The 20,603-nt window shown below is 66.2% G+C and carries 15 protein-coding genes; 11 read left to right on the top strand and 4 right to left on the bottom strand.

Features of this window, described 5'->3' with window-relative positions; genetic code table 11:
• Window positions 1-93 precede the first annotated feature (93 nt).
• The 4 genes from FEM01_RS10620 to tssA form a co-directional block, all read right to left on the bottom strand.
• Complete coding sequence (locus FEM01_RS10620) at window positions 94-582, bottom strand: Hcp family type VI secretion system effector (protein ID WP_138219387.1); 489 nt, start codon at window positions 580-582, stop codon at window positions 94-96.
• A gap of 136 nt (window positions 583-718) precedes the next feature.
• The gene (gene tssC / locus FEM01_RS10615) at window positions 719-2,212 is read right to left on the bottom strand and encodes a type VI secretion system contractile sheath large subunit (RefSeq protein WP_138219386.1); all 1,494 of its coding nucleotides are present in this window, start codon (window positions 2,210-2,212) and stop codon (window positions 719-721) included.
• A gap of 11 nt (window positions 2,213-2,223) precedes the next feature.
• Window positions 2,224-2,739: a type VI secretion system contractile sheath small subunit gene (gene tssB, locus FEM01_RS10610; RefSeq protein ID WP_138219385.1), complete on the bottom strand. Its 516-nt coding sequence runs from the start codon at window positions 2,737-2,739 to the stop codon at window positions 2,224-2,226.
• Window positions 2,740-2,812: 73 nt separating this feature from the next.
• On the bottom strand, window positions 2,813-3,850 hold the full coding sequence (tssA, locus tag FEM01_RS10605; protein ID WP_138219384.1) for a type VI secretion system protein TssA: 1,038 nt from the start codon (window positions 3,848-3,850) through the stop codon (window positions 2,813-2,815).
• 394 nt (window positions 3,851-4,244) lie between these two features.
• Here tssA and tagH point away from each other — a divergent pair, with 394 nt between their 5' ends.
• From tagH to FEM01_RS10550, 11 genes are all read left to right on the top strand, one after another.
• Window positions 4,245-5,591 carry a type VI secretion system-associated FHA domain protein TagH gene (tagH, locus tag FEM01_RS10600; protein WP_138219383.1) on the top strand — a complete coding sequence of 449 codons (1,347 nt, stop codon included), beginning with the start codon at window positions 4,245-4,247 and terminating at the stop codon, window positions 5,589-5,591.
• Between the two features lie 49 nt (window positions 5,592-5,640).
• Entirely contained in the window at window positions 5,641-6,135 is a 495-nt protein-coding gene (gene tssJ, locus FEM01_RS10595) for a type VI secretion system lipoprotein TssJ (protein ID WP_138219382.1), read from the top strand.
• A gap of 15 nt (window positions 6,136-6,150) precedes the next feature.
• The gene (gene tssK, locus FEM01_RS10590; protein ID WP_138219381.1) at window positions 6,151-7,485 is read left to right on the top strand and encodes a type VI secretion system baseplate subunit TssK; all 1,335 of its coding nucleotides are present in this window, start codon (window positions 6,151-6,153) and stop codon (window positions 7,483-7,485) included.
• A 187-nt stretch (window positions 7,486-7,672) separates the two neighbouring features.
• Window positions 7,673-8,986, top strand: a complete 1,314-nt coding sequence (locus tag FEM01_RS10585) for a DotU family type VI secretion system protein (protein WP_138219380.1) — start codon at window positions 7,673-7,675, stop codon at window positions 8,984-8,986.
• Entirely contained in the window at window positions 8,983-12,489 is a 3,507-nt protein-coding gene (gene tssM, locus FEM01_RS10580) for a type VI secretion system membrane subunit TssM (RefSeq protein ID WP_138219379.1), read from the top strand. Before FEM01_RS10585 ends, tssM begins: the two co-directional genes overlap by 4 nt.
• Window positions 12,486-13,142 carry a type VI secretion system-associated protein TagF gene (gene tagF, locus FEM01_RS10575; protein ID WP_138219378.1) on the top strand — a complete coding sequence of 219 codons (657 nt, stop codon included), beginning with the start codon at window positions 12,486-12,488 and terminating at the stop codon, window positions 13,140-13,142. Before tssM ends, tagF begins: the two co-directional genes overlap by 4 nt.
• A complete protein-coding gene (locus FEM01_RS10570) occupies window positions 13,139-13,867 on the top strand; it encodes a PP2C family protein-serine/threonine phosphatase (protein WP_138219377.1) in 729 nt (242 codons plus the stop codon). Before tagF ends, FEM01_RS10570 begins: the two co-directional genes overlap by 4 nt.
• A complete protein-coding gene (locus FEM01_RS10565) occupies window positions 13,864-16,884 on the top strand; it encodes a serine/threonine-protein kinase (RefSeq protein WP_138219376.1) in 3,021 nt (1,006 codons plus the stop codon). Before FEM01_RS10570 ends, FEM01_RS10565 begins: the two co-directional genes overlap by 4 nt.
• On the top strand, window positions 16,884-17,588 hold the full coding sequence (locus FEM01_RS10560) for an ATP-binding cassette domain-containing protein (protein ID WP_138219375.1): 705 nt from the start codon (window positions 16,884-16,886) through the stop codon (window positions 17,586-17,588). Before FEM01_RS10565 ends, FEM01_RS10560 begins: the two co-directional genes overlap by 1 nt.
• Window positions 17,588-18,790, top strand: coding sequence for an FtsX-like permease family protein (locus FEM01_RS10555; RefSeq protein WP_138219374.1), 1,203 nt, complete (start codon window positions 17,588-17,590; stop codon window positions 18,788-18,790). The genes FEM01_RS10560 and FEM01_RS10555 overlap by 1 nt, the downstream gene beginning before the upstream one ends.
• A complete protein-coding gene (locus tag FEM01_RS10550) occupies window positions 18,783-20,558 on the top strand; it encodes a formylglycine-generating enzyme family protein (RefSeq protein WP_138219373.1) in 1,776 nt (591 codons plus the stop codon). The genes FEM01_RS10555 and FEM01_RS10550 overlap by 8 nt, the downstream gene beginning before the upstream one ends.
• The last annotated feature ends 45 nt before the right edge of the window (window positions 20,559-20,603 follow it).

Here is a 20,603-nt window from a genome sequence, read left to right as displayed (position 1 = left end):
GCGCCCCTTTCGTGGCGCAAGTCCGCTCCTACAGAAGCGCTCGGTCCTTGTAGGAGCGGCCTTGCGCCGCGAAGGGCTGCACGGCAGCCCTCGTCAGATCTTGACGTTGGAGCGGATGTTCCAGCCGTACTTGATCGCGCCGCCGTCTTTGGTGCCGTCGGCTTTCTGCGGCTGGTAGTCAACGGTGACCTTGGCGAAGTTCAGGGTCACGTTCTCGGTCAGGCGATCGTCGCTGCCCGAACCGCCGGTGCTCAGCGAGCTGATGATGACCTCTTCGAGGTTGATGATCAGGTACTCGACCTGGCTCTCGCCACCGGCCTTGCGCACGGTCAGCTTGACCTTGTCGATGTGCTTGCCGCTGGAGCAATGGGCCATCAGGTTGGGGCTGGACTTGTCGATGTACTTGGTGATCGACAGGTCCTGGATGTTGACCTTGCCCGAGCCGCCGCCGCTGCCCATGTGCATGTTGCCGGACTGGGACATGCCCCAGCTCCAGTTCAGCACGTCGATCTCTTCCTTGTGGGCTTTGTCCTGGGACTCGCCCTTGATGTCGCCGATCTTGATGAAAATATCTACAGCCATGATGTCCTCGGAGTGTTCAATCGGTTGGCGGTGCTATTGGGGCTGCTGTGCAGCCCATCGCGGGCAAGTCCGCTCCTACAAATCCTGTAGGAGCGGGCTTTTCCCGCGATGGGGCGCGCAGCGGCCCCGTTCAGGCTCAGGCCCCTTTGGCCGAAGGCAGCTTCGACACCAGGCGCAGCGACACGGTCAGCCCTTCGAGCTGGTAGTGCGGGCGCAGGTAGAAGCGCGAGTTGTAGTAACCGGGGTTACCTTCGACCTCCTCGACCACCACTTCGGCGGCTGCCAGTGGGTGCTGGGCCTTGGTGGTTTCGGTGGAGTGCGCCGGGTCGCCGTCGACGTAGTTGAGGATCCAGTCCTGCAGCCAGCGCTGCATCTCGTCCTTTTCCTTGAACGAGCCGATCTTGTCGCGAACGATGCACTTCAGGTAATGCGCGAAGCGGCAGGTGGCGAAAAGGTACGGCAGGCGCGCGGCCAGGTTGGCGTTGGCGGTGGCGTCCGGGTCGTCGTATTCGGCGGGCTTTTGCAGCGACTGCGCGCCGATGAAGGCGGCGAAGTCGGTGTTTTTCTTGTGCAGCAGCGGCATGAAGCCGTTCTTGGCCAACTCGGCCTCGCGGCGGTCGGAGATGGCGATCTCGGTCGGGCACTTCATGTCCACGCCACCGTCGTCGGTGGGGAAGGTGTGCGCCGGCAGACCCTGCACTTCACCGCCCGATTCCACGCCACGGATGCGCGAGCACCAGCCGTAGTGCTTGAACGAACGGTTGATGTTCACCGCCATCGCATAGGCGGCGTTGGCCCAGGTGTACTTGCTGCTGTCGGCGCCGTCGGTGTCTTCTTCGAAGGCGAAGGCTTCGACCGGGTCGGTCTTGGCGCCGTAGGGCAGACGGGCCAGGAAGCGCGGCATGGTCAGGCCGATGTAGCGCGAGTCTTCCGACTCACGCAGCGAGCGCCAGCCGGCGTATTCCGGGGTGGTGAAGATCTTGGTCAGGTCACGCGGGTTGGACAGCTCCTGCCACGAGCCCATGCCCATTACCGTCGGCGAGGCGGCCGAGATGAACGGCGCGTGCATCGAGGCGCATACCTTGGACATTTCGCCGAGCAGCTCGACATCAGGCGGCGACTGGTCGAAGTAGTAGTCGCCCACCAGGCAGCCGTAAGGCTCGCCGCCGAACTGGCCGTATTCCTCTTCGTAGAGCTTCTTGAACACCGGGCTCTGGTCCCAGGCGGTGCCCTTGAATTTCTTCAGGGTCTTGTGCAGGTCGGTCTTGGAGATGTTGAGCACGCGGATTTTCAGCTGCTCGTCGCTCTCGGTGTTGTTGACCAGGTAGTGCAGGCCACGCCAGGCGCTTTCCAACTGCTGGAAATCGTTGTGGTGGATGATCTGGTTGACCTGTGCGGTGAGCTTCTGGTCGATGGCCGCGATGATCTGTTCGATCGAGCCGATGGCATCGTTGGACACCAGGTTGGTTTGCGCCAGCGCCTGCTCAGCGAGGGTGCGCACGGCGCTTTCGACAGCTTCCTTGGCACGCTCGGTCTTGGGCTTGAACTCCTGCAACAGCAGGCTTGCGAACTCGCTCGGGTCCTGGGTGGCCGCCTGGGGGGCCTGGGTGTCGCGCAATGGATCGTTCATCGGGGCTCTCCTCAGGCGCTCGGCTCGGTGTCGGCGGGTTTTGGTGCGCTGGCCAGGGCTTGCAGCAGGGCAGGGTCCTTGATGGCCTTGAGGATGATGTCCTCGGCGCCGGTCTTGCCGTCCATGTAGGTCAGCAGGTTGGCCAGCTGGGTGCGAGCTTCCAGCAACTGGTTCAGGGCGTCGACCTTGCGTGCCACGGCGGCCGGGCTGAAGTCGTCCATGCTCTCGAAGGTGATGTCCAGGCTCAGGTTGCCTTCACCGGTCAGCTCGTTGGGCACGTTGAACGCCACCCGTGGCTGCATGGCCTTCAGGCGCGAGTCGAAGTTGTCGACGTCGATTTCCAGGAACTTGCGCTCGGCCACGGCTGGCAGTGGCTCGGCGGGTTTGCCGGTGAGGTCCGAAAGCACGCCCATGACGAAGGGCAGCTGGACCTTTTTCTCGGCGCCGTACAGCTCGACGTCGTACTCGATCTGTACCCGCGGCGCGCGGTTGCGCGCGATGAATTTCTGGGAGCTGTCTTTCGCCACGTTGTTCCTCCTGGGCGCCGGTGCGGCGGCTCTGTTCGTTGCGGGCGTCGGTGTTTATGCGGCGTTGAAGGCGTCAGTAGTCGCCTTCGGGGCCGCGCAGGTTCTCGAATTGCGACATGCCATCGGGGATCAGGTCGCGCACGATGGTCGCGAAATCCGCGTTGACCAGATTCTTTGCCCGGCGCAGCAGCACCGGCAGCGGGCTGGATGGCTCGTGACGGGCGTAGTACTGCAACAGGCGGTCGAGGCTTTGCGTTACGTCCTCGCGGCTGCTCACCTCGCCAGGGCGTGCGGCTGGGCGGGGTGCGGCTGCCTGGGGCGCGGCTTGGACGTATTCGTCGGCGTGCTCGGCCTGGCTGTCATCGCTGCCTGGCTGCGCTGCTGCGCCGTCCGGGGCGTAGTCGGCCAGCACTTGATGCACCTGGCGCAGCGGCTGGCGCAGGGCCGAGAGGTCGACGCCACTGGCCGAGCCGACCTGCTCGTTGACCCGGCTCTCGATGCTGTCCAGGGCCTCGCGGGCGCGTTGCAGCGCTTGCAGGCTCTGTTGCAGCTGTTCGGGCTCGGCGTCGCGCAGGGCGGCGGCCAGCTCTTCGGGGCTCAGCTGTTCGCTGGCGAAATGCTGAACGCCAGCGGCGTGCAAGGCGGCGCGCAGGGTCACTGGGCCGAACGCGCGCGAGCGCACCAGCACTGCGTCGCGCAGCAGGCCGATGTTGGTGTCGCAGGTCAGGCCCGCCAGCGCGTTGATACGCACGGTGGGGTCGTTGTCGTCTGCGGCGTCCAGTTGCGGGTGCAGGTAGAGCCAGTATTCGTTCAGCAGGTCGCGGATCAGTTCGAGGCTCGCCGCCAGGCCCGGCAGGCCATGCAGGGCCAGGTTCGACTGCACCAGGAAGTGGGTGATGCGCAGGTCCTTGCTGCGTTGCAGCAGGGCGTTACAGGACTGCTCGATATCGCGCCACTGGGGCGGCTCGGCCGGCAGCACAGCGTCGCCCATTACACGCTCGGGGCGGCCCTGGGCATCACGCTCCAATTGCAGGAAATCGGCGTCGTATTCGAGGTCGTCACCACAGGGAAAGTCTGCGGAAACAGCGGCGAGTAACTGCGGCGAGTTCACCAGAATTCGATCTCCATATCGGCCCGTGGTGGGGCTTTGTTTGCGCGAAGTTAATTTTGTGAACTAACGCACAAACTTGTCAAAGAACGCGAAAGTGACATCATGATGATATCACTCGGGCATTCAGAAGTTGCGCATTTATGGTTTATTTGTAAACAAGTGTCAAGGTAAGCTACGCGCCGCGAGTGACCGATGTGAACCCGTTGGCAGGTGCGCTGTCCATTGGGCGGGTACTGTCAAAGTGCCTTGATCGTCTCATCGGTCGCTGCCTCACAATGTCTGATTTTGAGCGTATCGCCCAGTATTAATTGGGCTTTTTGCCAGGCGGGAGCGCAGGCTCGTCGAGCCATTCAAATGAATGGAATCGCGAATTACATATATGCACGGAGGCATGATGGCACTTTGCCTAACTATCACCAGTTACCACAAGATCACCCCTGGGCAATGCCCGGAGAAGTTGCTGGAAACCGGTGCCATCACTGTTGGCCGTGCGGCGGATAATGACTGGGTACTGCCGGATCCTGAACGCTTGGTATCTTCCAAGCATTGTGTGATCCAGTTCAAAGATGGCCGTTATTACCTGACCGATAACAGCACCAACGGTGTGGAGTTGGTCAACGCTGGTATTCGCCTGCGCCGCGGCAACAGCGAGCCGTTGATGGATGGCGAAGTTATCCGCATTGGCGAGTATGAAATCCAGGCGCGTATCGATGCGGGGCGTAGCATTGCCCTTGGCGGGCAGCCTGAAGCGCAGAGCTTCGAAGCCCTGATGGCCAATCAGGTGGCTGCGCCGATCACGCCGAGTACACCGATTAGCGGTGCGCCTGCGGCTTTCCTGCAAGGCGCGTCGAACCACGATACCTTGCCCGACCTGTTCGATTTCCTCGGGCCTTCCAGCCTGCCGCCGGCCAGCCAGGCCGACCATGTCCCTGCCCAGCAACACGATTTTCGCCCTCCAGCCCCGGTCGCGCCGCCGCCTGCGGTGCCCACCGCGCCAGGGGTGATTCCAGCAGATTGGAACCTGTTCGACGAAACGCCTGCGCCTGCGCCAGCGCCGGTCGTGCCGCCTCCCGTGGTAGAACCGGTGCCCGCGCCTGTGGCTGCTGCGCCGGTACCGCCAGGCGCTGCGCCGCCCGCTCCCGCCGCCAACAGCGATGCACTGTTGCAGGCGTTTCTGCGTGGCGCCGGCATCGAACACCTGCGCATCGACGCGGTGGATGCCGCTGCGCAGATGCAGGCCATCGGCCAGAGCTACCGCCTGATGGTCGAGGGCTTGATCGACGTACTGCGCGCCCGCAGCAGCTTGAAGGGCGAGTTCCGCATGCAGCAGACCAGCATCGCCCCGGTACAGAACAATCCGCTGAAATTCGCGCCCAACGCCGACGAAGCGTTGCTGCTGCTGTTGCGCCATGGCAATCAGGCGTTCATGGCGCCGGACCGCGCCGTACGCGACAGCTTCGATGATTTGCGGGCCCACCAACTGGCCGTGATGGCGGGCGTGGAGGCCGCGCTCAAGCACTTGCTGAGTCGCTTCGAACCGGCCCGCCTGGAGCAGCGCCTGGCGCCTGCAGCAGGCTTGACCAAGCTGTTCGGCGGCTCGCGCCAGGCGCATTGCTGGCAGCAGTTTACCGCGCTCTACGGGCAGATTTCGCGTGAGGCCGAGGACGATTTCCAGGACCTGTTCGGCCGCGAGTTCAGCCGCGCCTACGAAGCCCACAGCAGCCGTTTGCAACGCCCCTGAGGCATCCGCCCGGGGCACAGGAAGAACACACGACGTCATGAGGACGAGGATGAACGCAACACGACTGATCGCAGCCCTGGCCATGGTGCTGCTCAGCGCCTGTGGCAAGGACATGCCGGTCGAGCCCGCCCCTGGCGATGCGTCGGCGCCGGACCTTACCTTGTATTTCAGCGCCGCTGCCGGGCTCAACCCAGGCGCGACCGGCCACCCCGCGCCGGTTCGCGTGCGCCTTTACGAGTTGAAGAACGGCGCGGCTTTTGCCCGTGCCGATTATTTCGCCCTGGCCGAGCGAGCCCAGGCGACGCTCGGCGCCGACCTGATCGACCAGGACGAGGTGCTGCTGCAACCCGGCGAGCAACTGCGCCTGGAACGTGCGCTCGATCCGGCCACGCGCCAGGTCGGACTGGTGGTCGGTTACCGCGAGGTCGACCAGGCCCAGTGGCGCAGCTTGCTGCCGGTGCCGCCACGTGACTATCAGATCAGCCTCGATGTGCGCGCCGTGCGCAGCGCCGTGGCCACCCCACAACCTGAGCCTGCCCACTAGGCATTCGGAGTCCCCATGTCCTGGAACAATCGCGTGGTCTGGTCGGAAGGCATGTTCATCACGACCCAGCACTTTCAGCAGCACGACCGCTACCTGGAAAACTTCATCGACGCCCGCAGTCGGCCGCTCAGCGCGGCAGCCTGGGGCTTTTCCGAGTTGCTCATCGACCAGGGCCTGCTGGCCCAGGGCAAGCTGGCGATCCTCAGTGCCCGTGGCTTGCTGCCTGATGGCACGCCGTTCGATATCCCCCGTGATGACCTGCCACCTGCGCCGCTGGAGGTCCCCGATGACCTGCGCGACGGGGTGATCTACCTGGGTCTGCCGCTCAAGCGCGCCGGAGCCCGTGACACTGTAGACGAGGGCGAAGGCGTCGCGGGTGCGCGCTACGTCAGCCGTATCAGCGAAGTGCGTGACGATAACGCCCCGTTCGAGAACCGCGCGCCGCTGGCCCTGGGCAGTCGCGCCTTGCGCCTGCTACGCGCAGAGGACGGCCTGAGTGACTACGCAGCCCTCGGCGTTGTACGTGTTCGCGAGAAGCGCGCCGACCGCGCCTTGGTGTTGGACGAGCGTTATATCCCGCCACTGCTGGATGTCACGGCCAATGCCCAGCTATCGGGTTTTCGTGGCGAACTGCTGGGCCTGTTGCACCAGCGCGGCGAAGCGCTGGCCGGGCGCGTGGTGGCGTCGGCCAATGGCGGGGCTTCGGAGATCGCCGACTTCATGCTGCTGCAACTGGTCAACCGCGCCCAGCCGTTGGTGGAGCACCTCAACCAGCTGACCCCGCTGCACCCGGAGCGCCTGTACAGCGAACTGGTGGCCCTGGCCGGCGAGTTCGCCACGTTCACCCGCGATGGCCGGCGCCCTGAAAGCTACCCGGCGTACCAGCACGATGACCTGGCGGCGACCTTCACCCCGGTGATGGCCGCCCTGCGTGAGGCCCTGTCGATGCTGATCGACAGCAAGGCCGTGGCGATTCCGCTGGTGGAGAAGGCCTACGGTATCCACGTCGGCATGCTCGCCGACCGCAGCCTGCTGGACAGCGCCAGCTTCATTCTGGTGGTGCGTGCCGACGTGCCGAGCGAGACCTTGCGCGCGCGTTTCGGCCAGCAGAGCAAGATCGGCTCGGTGGAGCACATCCGCGACTTGGTCAACCTGCAACTGCCGGGCATCGGCCTGCTACCGCTGCCGGTGGCACCGCGGCAGATCCCGTTCCATGCAGGCTCGACTTACTTCGAACTCGACCGCGGAAGCGAGCACTGGAAGCAATTGCAGCAGTCTGGTGGTTTTGCCTTCTACATGGCCGGGGAGTTCCCTGGGCTGAACCTGGCGTTCTGGGCCATTCGGGGGTAAGTCGATGGCATTCCATAGCCCCGCATCCCTGTGGGAGCGGGTTTACCCGCGAAGCAGACAACGCGGTGGATGGCACCGGCTTTGCCGGTGTTCGCGGCTAAAGCCGCTCCCACAGGCCCCTGCCAGGTCAACAAGCCTTAGGCAGGCCTGTGCCACCCACTTTCCAAGGACCGGAGACTAAGCCGCGATGCAATCGGACGATCCGCTGGCCAACGACCGCACCCAATTCATGCCGCGCCCCGGTGGCCGAGGCCCGCAGCCTGCTGCTGCGCAACCACAGCCAGCCCCGGCCGCACCGCTGAACGTGCCCACCGAACCCCTGGCCCCGGGCCAGGCCATGGGCCTCAACCCGCTGGAGCAGGCCGCCGGCCCGTTGCTGGCGTTGCTCACGCGCCTGCGCAACACCATCGCCCACCCCGCGCCGGCCAGCTTGCGCGCGCAGTTGCTGGCCTACCTGCGCCAGTTCGAAGAGCGTGCCGAGGCCGGCGGGGTGCCGCGCAACGAGGTCCTGCTGGCGCGCTACGCGCTGTGTACCGCCCTCGATGAAGCGGTGCTCAGCACGCCTTGGGGCAGTGCCAGCGACTGGGGCAAGCAGAGCCTGCTGATCACCGTGCACAACGAGGCCTGGGGCGGCGAGAAGGTGTTCCAGTTGATGGAGCATTGCCTGCAAAGCCCGCGCGAGCGCCTGAACCTGCTGGAGCTGTTGTACCTGTGCACCAGCCTGGGTTTCGAAGGTCGCTACCGGGTGATGAATGGCGGACGTGCCCAGCTTGAAGCCCTGCGCGAGCGCACCGCCGCGACCATCCGCAGTGCCCGTGGCGAGATCGAGCGCGAGCTGTCGCCGCATTGGCGTGGCGTGAGTGTGGCGCGTGATCGCCTGGCGCAGTTCGTCCCGCCGTGGGTCGGCCTGGCGGTAGCCCTGGCGTTGCTGTTACTCGTGCTGTTCGGCCTGCGCCTGAAACTGGCCGCCGATGCAGAGCCCGTGTTTCGTGGCATCCACGCCCTGGGCGAGATTCCGGTGCAGGCCATGGACCGCCCGGTGGTGCAGCCAAAGGCCGTGGAGCGCCCGCGCCTGGCGGGCTTTTTGGCCGACGAGATCAAGGCCGGCAAGGTTGCCGTGGAAGATGCAGTGGATCGCTCGGTAGTGACCATCCGTGGCGACGAACTGTTCGCCAGTGGCAGCGCCAGCATCAAAGGCGACTTCGAGCCATTGATGCTGCGCATCGCCGAGGCCGTGGGCAAGGTCAAGGGCAACGTCAAAGTCACCGGCCACAGCGACAACCAGCGTATTGCCACGCTGCGCTTCCCCTCCAATTGGGCGTTGTCGCAGGCCCGCGCCGAAGAAGTGCGTGCGCTGCTTGCTGCGCGCACCGGACAGCCTGATCGCTTCACCGCCCAGGGGCTGAGCGACACCGAGCCGCTGGCGTCGAACGACAGCGCACAGGGCCGGGCGAAGAATCGTCGGGTTGAAATCACCGTTCTGGCGGAGGGCGTCGAGTGAAGGCGTTTTTCAGTTTCGTGGTCCGCTGGGTGATCCCGCTGTTGGGCCTGTTGGCGTTGAGCTTGATCATCTGGTTCGTCGGCCCGTTGCTCGATGCGCTGGTGCCGGCCACCCCGCGTGTGGTGCTGATCGTGCTGCTGTTCGCCGTGTGGATCGCCTACCGCGTATGGCGCATCGTGCAGGCTCGTCGTCAGGCGCAAAGCGTCATGGCGAGCCTGGCCGCCGACACCACGCCGGACCCTGCCAGCGTGGCCACTGCCGAAGAGCTGGCGACCCTGCGCCAGCGTATGGACGAAGCCCTGGCGCTGCTGAAGAAAGCCCGCCTGGGCGGTGACGAGCGACGCAACCTCTACGAACTGCCGTGGTACGTGATCATCGGCCCACCCGGCTCGGGCAAGACCACCGCGCTGGTCAACTCCGGCTTGCACTTCCCGCTGGCCGCACAGTTGGGCGAGGGCGCCATTCGCGGCGTGGGCGGTACGCGCAACTGCGACTGGTGGTTCACCGACCAGGCCGTGCTGCTCGATACCGCCGGGCGCTACACCACCCAGGATAGCCACGCCCAAGTGGACAAGGCGGCCTGGCTAGGCTTTCTCGACCTGCTCAAGCGCCAGCGCTCGCGTCGTCCGATCGACGGGGCGTTCATCGCCATCAGCTTGTCCGACTTGCTGCTGTGCAGCGATGCCGAGCGCGCTGCACATGCTGGTGCCATTCGTACGCGGATCCAGGAGCTGTACACCCAACTGGGTGTACGTTTCCCGATCTACCTGATGCTGACCAAGCTCGACCTTGTACCGGGCTTCATGGAGTTCTTCGATAACCTCAGCAAGGACGAGCGCGCCCAGGTCTGGGGCATGACCTTCGCCCTGGACGACGGCCAGCAGGGCGACGGCCCGTTGGCGCAGTTCAGCGAGGAGTTCGGGCTGCTCGAACAGCGCCTGAACCAACGTCTGGTGGAGCGCCTGCAACAGGAGCGCGACCCGGCCCGGCGCGATTTGGTATACGGCTTCGCCCAGCAGTTCGCGGCCTTGCGCGGCCACCTCAAGGGCTTGCTCGAGGGCGTGTTCAAGCCCAACGCCTTCGAGGAGCGCGCCTTGCTGCGAGGGGTGTACTTCACCAGCGGCACCCAGGAAGGCAGCCCGATCGACCGGTTGATCGGCAGCATGGCCCAGAGCATGGGCCTGGACCGCGCGCACCTGGCCCGGCAGAACGGCACCGGGCGTAGCTACTTCATCGAGAAGTTGTTCAGCGCCGTGGCCTTCGCCGAGCGCGGCCTGGTGGGCAGCAACCCGAAAATCGAGCAGCGGCGAAAGTGGATCACCCGGGGCGCGCTGGCGTTGAGCGTGGCCTTGGTGCTGGTGGTCGGCGTCCTGTGGGCTTTTAGCTACCGCGCCAATCAGCAGTACATTGCCGACGTCGACAGTCGTCTCAAGCCGGTGGGCATGAGTGTGCAGACGCTGAGCCCGGCCCAGCGCAACGTGGTTGATGTGCTGCCGCTGCTCAACGCCGTGCGCCGCCTGGCGGATGACCCGCCAGCGTGGGCCGAAGGGCTGGGCCTGTACCAGGGCGATATGCTCGAAAGTGAGTCCGACAGCGTTTACCGCAAGCTGCTGATCGCCATCTTCGCGCCACGTCTGGTCACCCGTATCGAAGAGCAGTTGTATGCCGGGGGGCCGTCCGACTACCTCTACGAGGGACTCAAGGCGTACTTGATGCTGGCCGATGGTGAGCACTACGACCCTGCGTTCATCAAGGCCTGGATCACCCTCGACTGGGAGCGCCACCTGCCGCGCGACCTCGCCCCGGATATGCGCCAGGCCCTGGAGCAGCATCTGGCGGCGCTGTTCGACAAGCGCCCGCCCAACGCGCGCCTGGACCAACGCCTGATCGACGACACCCGCCGCCAGTTGCAGCAGCTGCCAGTGGCCCAGCGGGTGTACGACCGGGTCAAACGTCAGAAGCTGCCCTCGGGCGTCAGCGATTTTCGTGTCAGTGATGCAGCCGGCCGCGATGCCGCGCTGGTGTTCCGCTTCAAGAGTGGCAAGCCCCTGAGCGAGCCACTGCCTGGCCTGTTCAGCGTCGAGGGTTATCGCAAGGCGTTTCTTGCCGCGAGCCTGGCGCAGAGCGCGACCCTGGCCGAGGAACGCTGGGTACTGGGCCGCGAGCCGGGCGAAGCGGGCGATGCCAAACGCCTGGCTGACGATGTGCTGCAGCTCTACTACCAGGATTACATCCGCACCTGGGATGCCCTGCTGGCCGACCTGGACTTTGTGCCGATCACCAGCGTCGGCCAGGCCGCCGACGTGCTGCGCGTACTGTCCGGGCCGACGTCACCGTTGAAAAAACTCCTGCAAGCGGTCGCCCACGAGACAGACCTGTCCCAGCCCACCCCCCTCGACAAGGTGCAGGCCAAGGCCGAACAGGCCGGCGTGGATCAGCTGCGCCAGCGTCTTGGCGGGCTGCTTGGCGATACGGCGTTGCCCAACGACAACCCCGCCGCCCGCGAGGTCGACCCGGTGACCGCGCACTTCGCTGACGTGGCCGCGCTGGTGGCTACCGGCGACGGGCAGCCAGCGGCTATCGATGGCCTGCTCACCGACATGAATGCGCTGTACGTGCAAGTCAGCGCGATGGTCGGCGCCAGTGGCGACGCACTGTTGGGCGAGGCCAAGAACCAGGCCCAGGCGGCTGCGCAGCGCGTGGCACTGGGCGCGGCGCGCCAGCCCAAGGTGGTACAGAACCTGGTCAGTTCGGTGCTGGGGTCGACCCACGGCATCGTCATGGGCGGGGTGCGCAACCAGCTCAACGCCGCCTGGACCAGCGAAGTGGTCAATGTCTATCGCCAGTCGCTCAGCGGGCGCTACCCGTTGGTGGCGGGCAGCAGCCGCGACGCCACGCTGGAGGACTTCGGCCAGTTCTTCGGGGTGGGCGGGGTGATGGACAACTACTTCCGCAAATACCTGCAACCCTACGTGAATACCTCCAGCACGCCTTGGAGCTGGCAGCCGGGCGCTGCGCAAAAACTGGGCATCAGCAGCAACGTGCTGGCGACCTTCCAGCGCGCAGCGAGCATTCGCGATGCGTTCTTCCGCAACAGCAGCGGCCTGCAACCGGGCGTGCGCTTCGAACTCAAGCCGGTGGCGATGGACGCCAGCATCACCCAGTTCCTGCTCGACCTCGACGGCCAGCAGGTCAGCTACGACCATGGCCCGAGCCGGCCAGTGGCCTTGCAGTGGCCTAATCCCAACAGCATTGGGGTGGTGCGTCTGTCGGTGTCGCCGGCGCTGGCCAGCGGGCGTTCCGGCATGACCGTGGAAGGGCCGTGGGCCTGGTTCCGCTTGCTGGATCAGTCGGATCTGGTCGCCGCTGGCTCGCCGGAGCGTTTCAACCTGCGTCTGCGCGTCGATGGCGTCAGCGTGTCCTACGAGCTGCGTGCCAGCAGCGCGTTCAACCCGTTCCGCAGCCGAGTGGTCAGCGGTTTCAGCCTGCCGGAGCGCTTGTGAACGATTTGGGGTTCTACGGAAAACTGGCCTGCCGCGGCGACTTCGTCAGCCGTGGCTTGCCGCAGACGTTCATTCAGCCCTGGGACCAGTGGCTTGCGGCGGGCATTCAGGCCAGCCAGCAGGCGCTCGGCGAACGCTGGCTCGACGCCTACCTGGTCAGCCCGTTGTGGCGTTTCGCGTTGGCGCCGGGGCTGTGCGGACCGGATGCGGTGGTTGGCGTGCTGATGCCGAGCATCGACCGGGTCGGGCGGTATTTTCCGCTGACCGTGGCGCAGGTGCTGGCGCCGGAGGAGTCGTTGGCCAGTGTGCTGGCTGGCGAGGATACGTGGTTCGAGGAGGTCGAGGCGGTGTTGTTGGCCACCCTTGAGCCAGAGGCAGGGTTTGAGCGCTTCGAGGCGGCCTTGCAGCCTTTTCGCGGCGCAAGGCCGCTCCTACAGGGGCCACGTGAGACGTTGGGTGGCTTGCAACGGTTGGCGGCGACCAGCCCTGAAGCACGTGCGCTGGCGTTGGCCGAGTGTGCGTGCGCAGGCATGAGCCTGTGGTGGGGGCGTGGCTCGGAACGCATCGCGCCGGGGCTCATGCGCTGTGCGGGGCTGCCGCGCAGTGCGGATTTCGCCGGGTTCCTATTGGGCTGCGAGGCACACACCGTATGAGCGCCCTGCACTACCAGGCGGCCAGCCACAGTCATGTCGGCATGGTGCGCAAGATCAACGAAGATGCCTGCCTGGATCACACCTGGGAAGGCTTATGGGCGGTGGCCGACGGCATGGGCGGGCACGCGGCGGGCGACTATGTCAGCAGCCTGGTGATGGACAGCCTGTGCAATCTGCCGCTGTTCGAAACCCTCGACAGCTTCGCCCAGGCCGTGCGCGAGAACCTGGTGCGGGTCAACCGCAAGGTACGCGAGGAAACCGTCCGGCGCGGCGTGGCGATGATGGGCAGCACGGTGGTGGTGCTGGTCGCCCACGGTAGCCAGGCGATTGGCCTGTGGGCCGGTGACAGCCGCCTGTATCGCCTGCGCGAAGGGCGCATCGAACGCCTTTCCCACGACCACAGCTACGTCCAGGAACTGCAAGACAGCGGCTTGCTCAACGAGGCCGAAGCCCGTGTGCACCCGCGCGGCAACATCGTCACCCGCGCCATTGGCGTCGAGGATCATTTCGAGCTGCAAAGCGTGGCCTTGCAGGTGCAGCCCGGCGACACCTACCTGCTGTGCAGCGACGGTCTGAACAAGACCGCCGAAGACCACGAGATCGCCGACGTGCTCGGCCATGACGACCCCTACCAGGTGGTGCGCAGCCTGGTGCACCTGGGCCTGACTCGCGGCGCGCCCGACAACATCACCGCCGTGGTCGTGAAGGCGAACGGAAGACAATGAACATGCACATCCCCGGATTCGACATCGACAGCGAGATTGGCCAGGGCGCCATGGCCAGCGTTTACCTGGCGACCCAGCGCTCGCTGGAGCGCAAGGTGGCGCTGAAGGTCATGGCCGCGAGCCTGGCGGCTGACCCGACCTTCTGCGAGCGCTTCCTGCGTGAAGGCCGCACCCTGGCGCGGCTGGCCCACCCGAACATCGCCACCATCCATGACATCGGCAATGTCGATGCGCTGTACTACATGGCCATGGAGTACCTGCCCAGCGGCACGCTCAAGGAGCGCATCGCCGCCGGGCTTAGCCCGGAGCAGGGCCTGGCCTACGTGCGCCAGATCGCCCAGGCGTTGGGCTATGCCCATGCGCAAGGGCTGGTGCACCGGGATGTGAAACCGGCCAACATCCTGTTCCGCGCCGATGGCACCGCCGTGCTGTCGGACTTCGGCATCGCCAAGTCGCTGGATGATCGGACCCAGTTCACCCAGGCCGGTTTTGCCGTGGGCACGCCCAGCTACATGAGCCCTGAGCAGGCCCGCGGCCAGGAGATCGACGGTCGCGCCGACCTGTATGCACTGGGCGTGGTGCTGTACGAAATCCTTGTCGGCGAATTGCCTTACAGCGGCACCGACGCACTTTCCACGGCGCTGGCGCACCTCACTGAGCCCTTGCCTGAGCTGCCTATCGAACACGGCCGTTACCAGGACATCCTGCGTGGGCTGCTGGCCAAGGACCCAAACGAGCGCTTCCCCGATGCCGCCGCGTTGCTGGCAGCGCTCGACCGCCTGCCTGTCGAGGCCCAGGCCAGCGAGAGCGAAAGCACCGTGATTCGCCCACTGCCCGATGTCGCCGCGTCCAAGCCCGACCTGGGCGGCCTGACGCCCGTGTCCATCGAAATCCCACAGGCACAGCCTGAGCCGGTGGTCGTGCCCCCGGCCAAGGCTGAGAAGCCGCAGCCCAAGCCCGCGCCGCAGGCCAAGTCAGGCTCCAGCAAACCCGCCAAGGCCGTGCTTGCAGTGGCCATTGCTGCTGCGCTGGGCCTGGGTGGTACGTTCTTCTGGCTACTGACCGGCAGCGATACCCCTGCGCCGCAGGCACCCGTGGCTCAGGCCCCAGTCCAGACGAGCGCCCCGGTGCAGCCGGTGACGCCGCCGCTGGCTGTCAGCGAAGACGGCCGACCGCTGCTGCTGCCCGGCAAGAAGACCCTGTTCCAGCGTGTGCTGAGCAAGCCCGACGCGCGCCTGGTGGCCAACCCTGGCGATGCTTCAGGCCAGGTGTTGCCAGCGTTCTCAGTGCTGTACGTGTACCAGCGCAAGGATGTCGGGGGCCAGCAGTGGGTCGAGGTCGGCGCCGCCAGCGATGGCCAGCGCGACGGCTGGCTGCAAGCTGCGCAGACCAGCGACTGGAAACAGAGCCTGGTGCTCAAGCTCACCGAGCGCTCCGGGCGTTCGCCGGTGATGTTCCTGCGTCAGGCCGACGATGTGCAGCGCCTGCTCGATGACACCGCCAAGGCCCGTGACAGCCTGCTCAAGGCGCAGAATCAGCCCGACCAGGTGCCCCAGGTGCTGGCCCTGGAACCGGCCGCCAGCGCTGTGCCGCAGAACCAGTTCTACCTGATGCCGATCTTCGACTACCGCGAGAGCTTCGATGCCGACGGCCAGCCGGTGCAACTGCTCAACATTGCCTCCATCGATCCCGGCGGACGCAGCCCTGCGCCGAAGGCGGCGGGCGTGGCCATGGCGGCTGACAATCGCTTTCGCACCGGCATCGTGCTGGTGGTGGACACGTCGGTGTCCATGCAGCCCTACATTGACCGGGTCCGCCAAGTGGTCAGCGAGTTGCAGCAGCAACTGGCCGCGCGTGGCGAGCTGGACAGCGTGAGCTTCGGTCTGGTGGGCTTTCGCAACAGCGTCAAGCGCACGCCGGGCCTGGAATACCTGAGCAAGACCCTGGTCAGCCTGGAGCAAGGCCGTGACCCTGCGCGTTTCCTCAAGGCCGCCGCGCAGGTCAAGGCCACCAGCGTCTCCAGCCATTCGTTCAACGAAGATGCTTTCGCCGGGGTGATGCAGGCGGTGGAGGGCATGGACTGGTCTGGCTACGGCGGGCGCATCATCCTGCTGGTCAGCGATGCCGGCGCCTTGCGCAAGAACGACCCCTACAGCAGCACCCAGATGAACGAAGCCGAGGTGCGTCAGGCAGCGTTGAGCAAGCAGATCAAGATCTACGCCCTGCACCTGCGTACCCCGGCAGGGGCCAACAACCACGGCGCTGCCGAAAGCCAGTACCGCGTGCTCACCGCCGACAGCAACCCGAAGATCGGCGACCTGTACGTGGGCGTGCCGGGCGGCGAGGTGGGCGCGTTTGGCGAGCGTGTGCGCGAGATCGGCTCGACCTTCGCCGAACTGGTGCATCAAGTCCGTAACCAGCAGCCGCAACCCGTGCCGGTGCTGGCTGCGGGCGCGAGCCTGGCGGCCAAGTCCCAGGCGCTCGGCTATGCCATGCACATGGACTTCCTTGGCCGCCAGGGCGCCAGTCAGGCGCCGCAACTGGTCAGTGCCTGGACCGCCGACCGCGACCTGACCAACCCGGCGCTGCCGACCCTGCAAGTGTGCGTGATGCTCACCAAGTTGCAGCTCAACGACCTGCAGCAATCGCTCAAGCTGATCGTCGATGCCGCACGCAAGACCCGCACTTCGCCGGGCGACTTCTTCAACGAAATCGCCAGCGCCAGCGCCTACATGAGCCGCGACCCAGCCGCCCTGAAAAAGGGCGCCAACCTCGCCCAGGGCGGCGTGCTGGGTGAGTACCTCGAAGGCCTGCCGTACCGCAGCAAATCCCTGGGCATGACCCAGGACCTGTGGCTGTCGTTGTCGGTGGCCGAACAGGAAGACTTCATCGACGAACTCGACTCGAAGATCCGCCTGTACGAAACCTTCCACAACGACATGGCCAACTGGGTGCGTTTCGGCAAGGCCGAGCCGGGCGACGCCTTGTACCGTGTGCCGCTGTCGACGCTGCCGTGATGATTCGTCTGAACGCGGTGCGCAAGACGCGCGGGCAGGGCGCCCAGCGTTACAGCCTGATGATCGACCGGCTGGAGCTGGCGGTGGGCGAACGGGTGGCGTTGGTAGGCCCCAGCGGGTGTGGCAAGAGCACCTTGCTCGACCTGCTGGCGCTGGTGCTGGCGCCGGACGCCGCCGAAGGCTTCGCCCTGGGCGACCAGGACATCGCCGGGCTGTGGCGCCAGCGCGCCCTCGACCGCCTGGCGGCACTGCGCAGCCGTCGGCTTGGCTATGTGCTGCAAGCCGGTGGGCTGCTGGGCTATCTGGATGTGCGCAGCAATATTCGCCTGCCTCGGCAATTGCTTGGGCTGGGTGACGATGGCAGCGTCGAGCGCCTGGCCCAGGCGCTGGATGTTCACGATCAACTGGGCAAGAAGCCTGCCGCGCTGTCGCTCGGCCAGCGCCAGCGGGTCAGCTGCGCGCGCGCCCTGGCGCATGCCCCGGCGTTGCTGCTGGCTGACGAGCCTACCGCCGCGCTGGACCCGGTGAATGCCGAGCGGGTCATGCAGCTGCTGCTGCGCGAAGCCGAGCAGCGTCAGGTGACCTGCGTGGTGGCCACGCACGATGAACAACTTGCCCGCAGCGCGGGTTTGAAGGTGCTGCGCATGGCCTGCCGGCGCGATGCCGACGGCGGCGTCACCGCCACCCTTGGGCAGGCCGCCTGATGCGCCCGCTGCTGATCGCCGGCCTAGCCTGGCAGGACTATCGCAACGAAGCGCGGCTGTCGGCGTGCGGCGTGCTCGCGCTGGTGGCGGTGATCGCGCCATTGCTGGTGCTGTTTGGGCTTAAGTTCGGGCTGGTGGGCAGCCTGACCGAGCGCCTGCAACGCGACCCGGGTGTTCGCGAGGTCATCGCGCTGGGCGGCGGGCGTTTCAGCGCCGGTTTCATCCAGGAACTGGCCCAGCGCCAAGGTGTGGCCTTCGCCATCCCGCGTACCCGGCAGATCGCCGCCACCGCCGAACTGTTGATGCCTGCCCAGGGGCGCGGGGTAACCGTGGAGATGCTGCCGACCGCCGCAGGCGATCCCTTGCTCGGCACGCTCGCGCCGCCCAGCGAGCTGCGCCAGGTGGTGCTCAGTTTTACCGCCGCCGAAAAGCTCGGCGCCAAGGCCGGTGACGAACTGGTGGCAAGTTTCAGCCGCCAGCAAGCCAGCCAGATGCAGTGGCGCCAGACCCGCTTGCAGGTGGCGGCAGTGCTGCCACTGGCGGCGTTCGAACGCGATGGGCTGTTCGCGCAACTGGCGCTGCTGGAGGCGGTGGAAGACTACCGCGACGGCCGCGCAGTACCGGCGCTGGGCTGGCCCGGCGAAGTGGCGGCCAGCGAGGGCGTGCGGGTGTACCCGGCGTTTCGTCTGTACGCCAGCGAACTGGACGATGTCGAGCCGCTGCGCCGGTTCTTTGCCGAGCGCCAGTTGCTGGTCTCGACCCAAGCCGCGCAGATCGCTCAGGTGCAATCGCTGAGCCGCAACCTGGACCTGGTGTTCTGGATCATCGCCGCGTTGGCCGTGGCGGGCGCGGTGGCAGCCATTACTGCCGGTGCCGTGGCCGGCGTCGAGCGCAAGCAGCGTGAGCTGGCGGTGCTGCGCCTGCTGGGTTTTGGCAGCGCCGCGTTGCTGTTGTTCGTGATGCTCCAGGCGCTGTACAGCGGCCTGCTCGCCGCCCTGCTCGCCGGGCTGCTGTACCTGTTGGCCGAGCACGGCCTGAACCGACTTTTCATGCAGGTGCCGGGCGAGTTCGCCAGCCGCCTGCTGCCGCTGCATTACTTCGTTGCGCTGGGTGCCGTGCTACTGGCCAGCACCACCGCCGCCGCCCTGGGCGGCTGGCGGGTATCGCGCATCGATGCTGCCCAAGGAATCCGTGATGTCTGACCACCGCTTTGGGGCTGCTGCCCTGATCCTCACCGCCTTGACCCTCGCGGCCTGTTCGCCGGCCGATGGCGACGACAAGGCCAAGCCAGCGACTGCCCAGGCCGCCGAGCCGGCACTGGATGCCAGCAAGCTGGATAACCCCAAGCCGCTGCCAGGCGATGTCAGCCTGCCGCTGCCGTGTGGTGGTGAAATGGTGTTGCGCAGTGTCTACGTACTGGCCCAAGGCAGCCTGGATGACCGTGAAGTGAACCTCGGCTACCCGTTCAGCGAAGGCGAGGCGGGCTACAAGCAGTCGTTCATCTCGGGCTATCGACGCGACTTCATCAACGGTCAGTTCAGCCTACAGGACCTCGCGCCGCAGTGGCGTGAGGCAGTGGCGCCGAGCCTGCCCAAGGTGGACAAGCACAGCCCGCTCAAGCCGATGATGTACTTCATCGGCAAGTACGAGGTGACCGCACGCCAGTACGCCCAGGTCATGGCTCAGGCGAGTGCGCTGGCCAATGGCGGCCCCGAGCCTGCTTGCCAGGTCGATACCACCCCGGCCGGGCGCTTGCCCAAGGTCAAGCTCTCGCGCTTCGAGGCCGACCGCTTTGGCGCGGTGTACAGCGCCTGGTTGATGAAGCATCACCGCGACCTGCTGCCGGTCAGTGGGCGTGATGGCAAGGCCGAGGACGGCGGCGTGGGCTTCGTGCGCCTGCCTACCGAGGTGGAGTGGGAGTTCGCCGCGCGTGGCGGCTCGCAGGTCAGCCGCCAGGAGCTGGAAGGCCGGCTGTTCCCGCGCAAGCTCGCCGCTGGCGACAGTGATGGCCCGTTGGCCGACTGGGCGGTGTTCAACCAGGTGGCCGGTGGCACCGGGCAAGCGGCGCGCTTGATGCCCATCGGCACCAAACAACCCAACCCGCTGGGGCTGTTCGATGTGATCGGCAACGCCGCCGAAATGGTTCAGGAGTCGTTCCAGCTGGTTAACGCCGGGCGGTTGCAAGGCGCCTACGGCGGCTTCGTGGTCAAGGGCGGCAACTACCTGGAGGGCGAGGGCACGCTGTTCACCGGCATGCGCCGCGAGTACCCGCTGTTCGCCGCGGACGGCACCGAGCAGCGCAACGAGACCACCGGTTTCCGTATCGCCATCGGCGCGTTGTCGGCGCCGCGCTCACGCTACCCGGAGCTGTTCGAGCAGTGGCAGAAAGAGGGCCGCCTGGCGGGCCTGACCGATGACATCGACGCCGCGCAGGACCCGACCAAACGCCTGGACAGCATCATCGCCGCCACCCCCGATCCGCGCCAGCAGGCCGAGCTTGGGCTGGTCAACGAAGAACTCAAGCGCAACGTCTCGCTGATCGCCCGCCAGCGCGAGGAAGCGGCCGGCAACCTGATCCAGTCCGCCGCCCTGGTGGCCGAGACCATCAACAACTACAACATTCGCCTGACCAACTTGCAGAACACCCAGGCCAAGGCCGAAGCGTCCGGCGACCAGACCAGCGCGCGCATGTACGGCGCCGCCATCGCCAATGGCCGCGCCGCGCTCGACGGCGCGGTGGCGATCTACATCGACAACCTGGCCAGTGGCACGCGCTACACCGATGCGGTGATCCAGGCGCAGTTCCAGCGGGTCACGCAAGAACTCAATCGCAAGCCGGTCCTGGGCAACAGCCTGGTGACCCGCGCCACCCTGTTCGTTCGCCATGTCGGGGAGTACCGCCAGAACCGGCGGGCCGACCCGGCGACGATCCTCAAGGAGCTGCTGGCATCGGCCGCCCCGCGACCCTAAGGACAGCTTCAGCACAACGGACTTCCGGGTGGCATGAGGCCCTCG

The organism is Pseudomonas mosselii (genome assembly GCF_005796105.1).
GTDB lineage: Bacteria > Pseudomonadota > Gammaproteobacteria > Pseudomonadales > Pseudomonadaceae > Aquipseudomonas > Aquipseudomonas mosselii_C.
Note: the sequence above shows the minus strand (reverse complement) of the source record. Positions and strands in the feature narration are given on the sequence as shown.